This is a genomic window from Enterobacter cloacae complex sp. IR5384 (assembly GCF_049237265.1).
In the GTDB taxonomy this organism is placed as follows: domain Bacteria; phylum Pseudomonadota; class Gammaproteobacteria; order Enterobacterales; family Enterobacteriaceae; genus Enterobacter; species Enterobacter cloacae.
Genome location: NZ_JBMKHJ010000096.1, coordinates 1 through 1,561, shown reverse-complemented (window position 1 = coordinate 1,561; position 1,561 = coordinate 1). Strand labels below are relative to the sequence as shown.

The following is a 1,561-nucleotide window of genomic DNA, read 5'->3' as shown; positions in this document are numbered from 1 at the left end:
CGGCTCCACGCAGACTGGCGTCCACGCTTCAAAGCCTCCCACCTATCCTACACATCAAGGACCAGTGTTCAGTGTCAAGCTATAGTAAAGGTTCACGGGGTCTTTCCGTCTTGCCGCGGGTACACTGCATCTTCACAGCGAGTTCAATTTCACTGAGTCTCGGGTGGAGACAGCCTGGCCATCATTACGCCATTCGTGCAGGTCGGAACTTACCCGACAAGGAATTTCGCTACCTTAGGACCGTTATAGTTACGGCCGCCGTTTACCGGGGCTTCGATCAAGAGCTTCGCGTTGCCGCTAACCCCATCAATTAACCTTCCGGCACCGGGCAGGCGTCACACCGTATACGTCCACTTTCGTGTTTGCACAGTGCTGTGTTTTTAATAAACAGTTGCAGCCAGCTGGTATCTTCGACTGATTTCAGCTCCACCCGCAGGGGCTTCACCTACATATCAGCGTGCCTTCTCCCGAAGTTACGGCACCATTTTGCCTAGTTCCTTCACCCGAGTTCTCTCAAGCGCCTTGGTATTCTCTACCTGACCACCTGTGTCGGTTTGGGGTACGATTTGATGTTACCTGATGCTTAGAGGCTTTTCCTGGAAGCAGGGCATTTGTTACTTCAGCACCGTAGTGCCTCGTCATCACACCTCAGCGTTAAAAGGTACCGGATTTACCTGGAACCTCCGCCTACATGCTTAAACCGGGACAACCGTCGCCCGGCTAACATAGCCTTCTCCGTCCCCCCTTCGCAGTAACACCAAGTACAGGAATATTAACCTGTTTCCCATCGACTACGCCTTTCGGCCTCGCCTTAGGGGTCGACTCACCCTGCCCCGATTAACGTTGGACAGGAACCCTTGGTCTTCCGGCGAGCGGGCTTTTCACCCGCTTTATCGTTACTTATGTCAGCATTCGCACTTCTGATACCTCCAGCAACCCTCACAGGCCACCTTCAACGGCTTACAGAACGCTCCCCTACCCAACAACACAGAGTGTCGCTGCCGCAGCTTCGGTGCATGGTTTAGCCCCGTTACATCTTCCGCGCAGGCCGACTCGACCAGTGAGCTATTACGCTTTCTTTAAATGATGGCTGCTTCTAAGCCAACATCCTGGCTGTCTGGGCCTTCCCACATCGTTTCCCACTTAACCATGACTTTGGGACCTTAGCTGGCGGTCTGGGTTGTTTCCCTCTTCACGACGGACGTTAGCACCCGCCGTGTGTCTCCCGTGATAACATTCTTCGGTATTCGTAGTTTGCATCGGGTTGGTAAGCCGGGATGGCCCCCTAGCCGAAACAGTGCTCTACCCCCGAAGATGAGTTCACGAGGCGCTACCTAAATAGCTTTCGGGGAGAACCAGCTATCTCCCGGTTTGATTGGCCTTTCACCCCCAGCCACAGGTCATCCGCTAATTTTTCAACATTAGTCGGTTCGGTCCTCCAGTTAGTGTTACCCAACCTTCAACCTGCCCATGGCTAGATCACCGGGTTTCGGGTCTATACCCTGCAACTTAACGCCCAGTTAAGACTCGGTTTCCCTTCGGCTCCCCTATACGGTTAACC

General features: G+C 53.6%; 1 rRNA gene. It reads right to left on the bottom strand.

The annotated features are described in order from the left end of the window. Nucleotides 1-1,561, bottom strand: a 23S ribosomal RNA gene (locus tag ACOTX3_RS25985); the annotation flags it as partial.